This window comes from Microcoleus sp. CAWBG640, assembly GCF_020883015.1.
Classification (GTDB): Bacteria; Cyanobacteriota; Cyanobacteriia; order Cyanobacteriales; family Microcoleaceae; genus Microcoleus; species Microcoleus anatoxicus.
In genome coordinates, this window is sequence record NZ_JAHRFC010000142.1 from 1 (window position 1) to 7,893 (window position 7,893).

Annotated in this window: 7 protein-coding genes; 2 read left to right on the plus strand and 5 right to left on the minus strand. The window is 44.2% G+C overall.

The annotated features are described in order from the left end of the window. Positions 1-371: 371 nt before the first annotated feature. On the minus strand, positions 372-1,661 hold the full coding sequence (locus AAFP11_RS28880; protein WP_341740111.1) for a hypothetical protein: 1,290 nt from the start codon (positions 1,659-1,661) through the stop codon (positions 372-374). An 85-nt stretch (positions 1,662-1,746) separates the two neighbouring features. Between AAFP11_RS28880 and AAFP11_RS28885 the strand changes: the two genes are divergently transcribed. Further along, positions 1,747-4,347, plus strand: coding sequence for a dynamin family protein (locus AAFP11_RS28885; protein WP_341740112.1), 2,601 nt, complete (start codon positions 1,747-1,749; stop codon positions 4,345-4,347). Between the two features lie 43 nt (positions 4,348-4,390). On the opposite strand, the gene AAFP11_RS28890 is transcribed toward AAFP11_RS28885, so the two are convergent. The 3 genes from AAFP11_RS28890 to AAFP11_RS28900 form a co-directional block, all read right to left on the minus strand. After that, positions 4,391-5,035: an ABC transporter permease gene (locus tag AAFP11_RS28890; protein ID WP_341740113.1), complete on the minus strand. Its 645-nt coding sequence runs from the start codon at positions 5,033-5,035 to the stop codon at positions 4,391-4,393. A 320-nt stretch (positions 5,036-5,355) separates the two neighbouring features. After that, positions 5,356-6,111, minus strand: coding sequence for an ATP-binding cassette domain-containing protein (locus AAFP11_RS28895; RefSeq protein ID WP_341740114.1), 756 nt, complete (start codon positions 6,109-6,111; stop codon positions 5,356-5,358). 59 nt (positions 6,112-6,170) lie between these two features. Next, entirely contained in the window at positions 6,171-6,731 is a 561-nt protein-coding gene (locus tag AAFP11_RS28900) for an NUDIX hydrolase (RefSeq protein ID WP_341740115.1), read from the minus strand. Between the two features lie 244 nt (positions 6,732-6,975). Here AAFP11_RS28900 and AAFP11_RS28905 point away from each other — a divergent pair, with 244 nt between their 5' ends. Further along, the gene (locus tag AAFP11_RS28905; protein WP_341740116.1) at positions 6,976-7,248 is read left to right on the plus strand and encodes a hypothetical protein; all 273 of its coding nucleotides are present in this window, start codon (positions 6,976-6,978) and stop codon (positions 7,246-7,248) included. A gap of 176 nt (positions 7,249-7,424) precedes the next feature. On the opposite strand, the gene AAFP11_RS28910 is transcribed toward AAFP11_RS28905, so the two are convergent. Continuing rightward, positions 7,425-7,844, minus strand: a complete 420-nt coding sequence (locus AAFP11_RS28910; protein WP_341740117.1) for a hypothetical protein — start codon at positions 7,842-7,844, stop codon at positions 7,425-7,427. Positions 7,845-7,893: the final 49 nt, after the last annotated feature.

Sequence of the window (7,893 nt, forward strand, 5' to 3'; positions counted from 1 at the left end):
AAGACCCTCTGGCGAGGCTGGCAACGTTTGCATGACATTGCTGCTACATGGAAATTAGTTTCCACCCATTCCCCCCCAGATGTCAAGCCTGATTTTGTTAAGAAAGATGTGAGTAAGGCATAGCTTAAGAAGGGGGGGACAGGAGTCCGGTCAAAGTCCCCCTTCCCCCCTTGGGGGGGGCTAGGGGGGGGTGGGGATTTAGGGGGATCTAGACTCAGGTAAAAACCAGATTTTTCAGGGCTTTCAGGCTTAAGTTGACACTCCTTGGGCACGGGGGCACTACCCCTACAAAATCCTGGTTTTTTGGAGAATGAAACAGCCCTGCCTACAGGATGGGTGACAATGATGCCGTCAGGTGAATTCTACCGCTTTTATGGGGTGTTCGCTAATTCTAATTCCTCTTCCGATTCATCCCGGACTCTGAAATAGTAAAAGAGATTAGCCACAGCCAAATCAGAAGCTTTTTCCAAATTCGACAATACTAAACTTTTATGACCCGCTACTTCCCCTTGCTTAATGATATAATTTTCGTAATCTTCACGCTGCTGCCGATCGAGCATTAGTTCCAGTTGAGTGCGAAGCGCATAAAAATGAGACTTCGGCCGCAAATTTTCATAAAATAACTGTTCATCGGGTATCGCTAAAGCTGTTGTGGCTGAATTTTTATCCACCTTAACAGTCGAGTCAGATTTACTTAAATCAGCACTTTGTAACTGTTTTAATTCACTTGGCGGCAAAGCTTTCATCCAGTCAATCTGATTTTGCCAAGTCTCTAATACAACTAAATCGTGATTGTGAATGCGCGTGATTTCAGGAAACAGAAAATCTAGCTCGTCGTCAGAGTCGCAGCATTGTATAATACCGAGGCCGTCTTGACGGATTTGTTGTTGAAGCTGAGAGATGCGATCGCCCGCAGCACCAAACTCATTTTGCACCTGATAAGTCGCAATAATACTTTGCTCGATCGTCCAACTGCACTCTAACCGACGCAACTGTCCCGCCGCACAAGTTTCTGACAACAACTGCGGATTTCTGTAATCTGCTAAAGCTTCAAACAACATCCCCCGCGCCGCATCAATTTCAGCGTTGCGGCGGTTGATATCTTGCAGTTGCAAAGCCGATCGCATTCGTTGAATTGCTTGATTAAATAACCCGTAAGCCCGCACTAACACTAGGCGATGGTTGTCAAATTTTATATCTGCAACCACTTCGGCAATTAATTGCTTAATTTGGGCGCCTTGGCCTTTCACAAGTTGTTCTAAATTGATGAAACCATTTTCTACTTTAACTTCCAGCCTTTCTACCGCTTTTTTTAGTTTCAATGTTTGGTGCAAATTTACCGCAGACAAAGCTACCCCAGCCGCAACTCCCACACCAATGACGGCTGTTGTCGCTTGCAGCACGCCCAAACTGTTTTGGACGGCTTGAAAGCCCATGTGATTTTGGTACATCTGCAAGCCACCCATTGCAAGCTGCACGGGAGACACTAACGGCGATAGCGGGCTGTTGTTGACAACCGCACCAACGGCCTGGGCGGCAAACTGTCCCGTCGCTGCATCTCTCGCTATGCCGATCGGCACTCCAGCGGATGTAAACACTTGAACGTACTTGCCAGCCTCGATCGCAGCCTGTACCGCTGCGGGAAATACAAAGTTCATCATCAATTTTTACCCTGGTAGCAACCAACAGAATAACTAATATATTATGATAGTTTAAATAAAAAAAAATTATCAATAGGCCCTGCAAATGGACACTTCGCTAATTAGTCACCAAACGGTTGAGCTTGTTTCGCTGCTGACCGGGCAAAAACTCCGAAAAGAGGATATTACTCCGCCTGTGCTTTTTCTGGCGGGGCTGGTGACGGTGTTGTTGGGAGTCATCCATGCCGACGGTACGGTTGACGCTGAGGAAATCCAGCACTTGCGGACAACTTTGACGGAACTTATCCCCGCTAACAACAGTTTGCGACAATTGGCGATGCTGATGGTTAAGGGCGTGCGGGAACATAAAATTTACAAGAAATTGCCGGAGTTGCTGGCGCTGACAGCGTGTTTTTCTGAGGAGGAAAGACTGCTGCTAATTAGTTTTGGCTATCAGATGTCGGCCGCAGATGGAACCATGCACGATCGCGAAAAACAGTATTTGACCCTCATTGCCGATCGACTCGGAGTTGATGCACGATATTTGACTGTTTTGGAAGCGAGTTTTAGCAGTCAATCAATAAGGGATACAGCAACTTTAGCAGAAGTTCACTCGTTGCTCGCTCCAGCACGATTTCAAGCTCTCGATTCTATGTTTGTCCGTGCTGCTAGTCACATTAGCCAACATTTACCAGCAAAACCAAAACAGCAAAAAAATCGCAAGCATTCAGTCTCGTCATATCAGGAGTTGAAAAAATTTCAAAAGTATCGGCAACAACTGGATGCTGTTTGTGGAAAACTAGGTTTAACTCTGCGAGATGCAAGCGATCGCAACGTGCTATCTCCTAATTTAACAGCAGAAGTAACAAAAATATCTCAGAGATTGAAATCTCAATGTTTTCGCGTTGCTGTTGTCGGCGAGTTTAACAAAGGAAAATCTACTTTACTCAATGCTTTGTTGGGCGAAGAAATTCAACCGGTGCGGGATATTGCCTGTAGCGGTACGGTGACAGTTTTAAAATACGGGCCACAGCAGCGGGTTATCTGCAAATACAAAGACGGACGCGAAGAGGAGATTTCACCCCAGCAATATAAAGATAAAGCCTCGATTTCAGAGGAAGCGGCTTTAGGTTCTTTTGGAGATGAAATTGTCAATTCAGAAATCAAAGAAATCATTTTCGAGCATCCGAATCTCGAATTGTGTACCAATGGTGTAGAAATTATTGATACTCCCGGATTGAACGAACACCCGGAACGCACTTTAGTTACTGAACAGGTTCTCAAAACAACTGATGCTGTGATTTTCTTGACTAACGCTCAAAATGCTTTGACAGAAAAAGAGCGGGAACTACTTTTGGATTTGAAAAAAAAGTTGAATCCGGGGAAAGATGATGAAGCGGCGAAGAATATTTTTGTTTTAGTTAATTTTGCTGATTTGCTGCGTCGGGAAGGAAGCCGTCAACAGGTAAAAGTAAAGGTAGAAAACTTTGTGAAACAACCAAATTTGATCGCTGGTGAAAACCGGATTCATTTGATTTCGGCTCAATCTGCACTTGATGCTACTTTGGATGGGACGGAAAATGAGTATGTGAAATCTTTTCAGGATTTTACCAAATCTCTGGAACAGTTTTTGACAGTTGAACGAGGGGCGATCGCACTTCAGCAATCTGCCGCCGGAATGAAGCAAATTATTAATACTGGCTGCGATGAATTGACTCAAGAGAGGAAAATCCTAGAAGGAAAGTTGACAGTTTCTCAAGGAGATAAGGCGAAGATTTTTGAACAAATGGCGGAAGCAAGCGGCCGGGATGTTAAGATTAGACTTTTAGCTAATGAACTGAGGGAGGAATCTGTAGAAGAAGTTATTGAATCTTGGCATGAATGGGTGGAAGGATTGGGAGAACGCCTGATTAGAAAAAGTTATCGCTGGACTTCTGAGCATTCGCATATGTGGAGTCAAAACGAGCTAACGAAAGATTATTCCGACCAATTTGTGCGAGATATTACGCAAGAAATAGAAGATTGGGCTAGTCAAAAAGTACAGTCTATTTTACAACAGAACATCGGAGATTTAAATAGTCAAATAAATGAAGACATTTATGCTATTCGGCAGGAGTTTCAAAAGTTCGATAAGCAACTGAGTAGTAACCTTGTCAGTCAATTTAATAATTTGGCTATCGCAGGTAATTTGGGTGGTATTGGTACAAGTGGAAGAGGAATTGCTTCATCAATCTCACAAATAGAAGATAGCGGACTCATGGGCGGTTTAGGCATTGGTGCAGCAGTCGGTACTGCGTTGCTATTTTTTACAGGGCTGGGTTTTATTGGAGTTATTTTGGGTGGCTTAGCGGCGGGTGCTGGTGGAGGTTTGGGCTTGGGTTTCTTAGATGGCGATGCAGTTAAAGAGCAAATAAAGGAAAAAGTTTGCGATTTAGGGTTTGAGAAGTTCGACGAATCTTCACAGTCTATTTTTGATAAGATACACGAAAGAATTATTGCAGTCTTTGAAGAAAGAGTTGAGACGAGTAGCGGTGCGATCGCAAAAGCAATCTCTCTGTGGGAAAATTTATTGGAACAGCAGGAAAAGCGCGATCGACAAAATCAAAAAGAATGCGAAGCCCAAAAAGTTTGGCTGGCTGGCAAACGTCGGGAACTCGAACAAGTACAAAATCAAATTGAAACAATCTTAAATCAAAGTGGTCGATAGTAAAGACTGCAAAATCTCCACTCACCTAACTTGGTACATCTACTTAATTGATAGTTTTTACCTCACTTTTCGACAGCCGTTGTTCAATTAAACCCAACCCAAAATCAGCAGCTAGCGCCATCAAAGCAGCCGGAATTGCCCCAGCAAAAAGTAACTGATTATTCACTGTCGCCACACCCCGAAAAATAAACACTCCCAAACCGCCGGCACCGATCGCAGCGGCAATCGTTGCTAGCCCGATCGCAATTACCGCAGCAACTCGCACACCAGCTAAAATCACCCCCATTGACAACGGAATTTCTACTTGAAATAACAGTTGCCAATCCGTCATACCCATGCCTCTTCCGGCTTCGCGAATCGCAGGATCGACACCGATAATACCAGTATAAGTGTTGCGAATAATTGGCAGCAGAGAATACAGAGTCAGCGCAATGATTGCTGTGCGATCGCCTATGCCGCCTATAATGGGTACTGGAATTAGTAAGCCAAATAATGCTAAGCTGGGAATTGTTTGCATGATATTAGCAAATCCCAAAATAGTCTTTTTAAACTGAGGTTTTCTAGTGATTAAAATACCGAGGGGAATACCCAAAGCAATCGCGATCGCAATGGCAATTGTTACTAAGTATAAGTGTTCGATCGCACGATGAATAATTTCTGAGCCATAACGATTGATAAATTGTATCATTGGTATTTGGTAATTGGAATTGTGTAGGGACACGGCAATGCCCATAGGTGTCAACTTAAGGTAGAACCAATAGTCCGGCAGGGGTTGAAACCCCTGCCTCAAAGCGCAAGTCCTCTCAAAGAGGACTGAAGAACTCTTTAGTCCTCTTTGAGAGGACTTTAGCTATTAGACAGGGGTTTCAACCCCTGTCGGACTCGCGGGATGACCAATGAACTTGGCGGGCTGACAGCTTAAGTTGACACTAATGGGCATTGCCGTGTCCTAATCCACGATCTTTGCCGGACACGGCACTGCCGTGTCCCTACAGCCGTTATTATTAATTATCCAGTTCCAGGTAATTGCAAACATTCCAAAAAAGCGATCGCCTCTGGTTGCTGAGATTTCATAAAATCATCGGGAGAAGCCAATTCAACTAACCGTCCATCTTGCATCAAACCAATTCTAGAAGCTAACAAAAAAGCTTCTTGAATACTATGAGTCACGAAAATCACAGTTTTGCCGAGTTGCTGCTGCAATTTATAGAATTCCCGCTGCAATTCCAGGCGAGTAATCGGGTCTAAAGCACCAAAGGGTTCATCCATTAATAGCACGGGAGGGTCCGCCGCTAGCGCCCTAGCAACCCCCACTCGCTGTCGCTGTCCGCCGGATAATTGGCTGGGATAGCGTTTGGCGAAGTGCTGGGGGTCGAGGTTGACTAATTCTAGCAGTTGGTGGACGCGAGATTGAATGCGATCGCCCTCCCAGCCTTCCAATTTTGGCACTAAACCGATATTTTGCTCAACTGTAAAATGGGGAAACAAACCGATTTCTTGAATGACGTAGCCAATTTTTCGCCGCAGTTGAATGGAGTTCCACTGAGTTGTCGGTTTTCCCATGACAGTAATTTCGCCACTGCTTGGTGTCAGCAGATTGTTAATCAATTTCATGGTAGTAGTTTTACCGCTACCGCTGCGCCCCAACAAGACCAAAACTTCTCCTTGCACCACTTTGAAATTGAGGTTTTCTACTAAATTGCGGCGGTTGAGGCGATAGGTGACATCGAAGCATTGGACAGCAGTTTCATTCTGGGAAGCCATGGGTAATTTCAGTGATATTGGTTTGTATGATTAGTTAATAACAGGCTTTCCGGCCTGTTCTACAAATAGTTAATTGGGTGCATATGTTGCCATTCTAACAATAATGCTCGACATTGGAGACAAGTTAAATATTTTAGTAAATCCCTAATTCCTGCTGGTGTGATTGAATATGCAGCACCGATATTTGCGGAATTTACTGTTGCTTGAGGGTGCAATTCTGCTACAAAACCGTAGAGTTTTTGATTGGAGAATGAACTGTTAATTGCCCATCCCATCGCATTAATGGGTTTTAGTTGGGCGATCGCACTTTCTGACACTCCTAATTCCCTTTTGATTATAGCTGGAACTGCGTCTGCTGCTGTTACTCCAGCAGGTACGCGACCACCGGGAAAATCCAGGGTTGCTTCTCCCACACCGGGGCGATACATTGGTACTGGAAACAGCAATTTGTCATCTTGAACTGTCAAAATTACCACTGAATCTGCCCTTTCTACCCGCCAATATTCCAGAGTTTTCCCTTCGGAGGTTTCGAGATGTTCACCTATGAGTTTTACCCAATCGGAGTTGATTTCTACAAAGCGGTCTAGGGTTTTCCAGTGGGGTTTGGTATCTGAATTCATGTTGTAATTTTTGGTCAGAAGATTAGAGGTTTTTGTGATGGTAATCGATTCTTTGCCGTACCAAAGCCACAGGATTTTTGTAGCTTCGAGCCGATTTTTACTCCAGACTGTTAAGTTTTACTACAAAAAAGCATAATTTACGATAGAAATCTGTATCATAAAATACATATAAGTAGGTTCTGCGCTGTCGTTTTGCTCTCTGGCAAGCCCTAGTGCAGACTCTTCCCTCGACAGGAGGTTTGAGATGAAACTAGAAACCGATATTTGTACTGGGCTACCTCAATCAACCCAAGCAAAGACCGCGAGTGGGCGGGAGTGGGAAAAATTGGGTTCGCGCCACTCAACACCGCCACCCAAATTTGCCACTTCTACCTGGGTGAGATTATTCCATCCGCCAACAGCCTTCAGCTTTGACGAAGCATGGCTTTTGTGTGAGTGTTCCGAACAAAAATGGCTGGCTTGGATTCCTGATTATGGCGAAATTTTGCTCAGTACCCATGAATTTTGCGCTACTTGATAGGGACTTGAATAGAGCCTTTTGCAGATAGATGAGCTACTGGTTCCGATTTCAACCGCTTGCTCACTATTTATTTAGGGAAATTTAGCAAACAAAAAGAGCCATAGTTTTTCTACTGCTCTTTTTGTTTAAAAATGCCCTTGATTTGTAGTTGCTAAGCAGCAGAGTCTACTAGCTTATTTGCAAACAGCACGGTTATTTGCGTTTCTGACAATCGTGCCTACTTTGCCATTAATTTGAACTGGGTTTTTGGTACTGGCTCGGATCAATCGAGGCTGCTTGCGAAGACATTCTTTCACTGCTTCTGACCAGGTGTTGAGAGCCGAAGTGTATTCTGAGCGAGTCGCTGGGGCACGAAACTGATCGGTAATTAAATAATCGGTGGTGATGCTAGTATCCGTAGCAACATTGGTAATAATTGGAAAATCAAAGGCTTTGGGCAAGCTTCTGTCAGGGATTGCGCCCGGTAGCATTTGATATTTCATTGAGCCACCTTTGTAGTCAAAACCTACTGCTGTTTTGGTTTGAGCGAAGCTGGGCATCGGCAAGCTGGCTACCAAAACGGTGCAGCAACTCCAAAATAATTTCGATTTCATTAGATTCATCTCCTCAACTTTATAGGAACACTAATTAGGTGGACTCCAC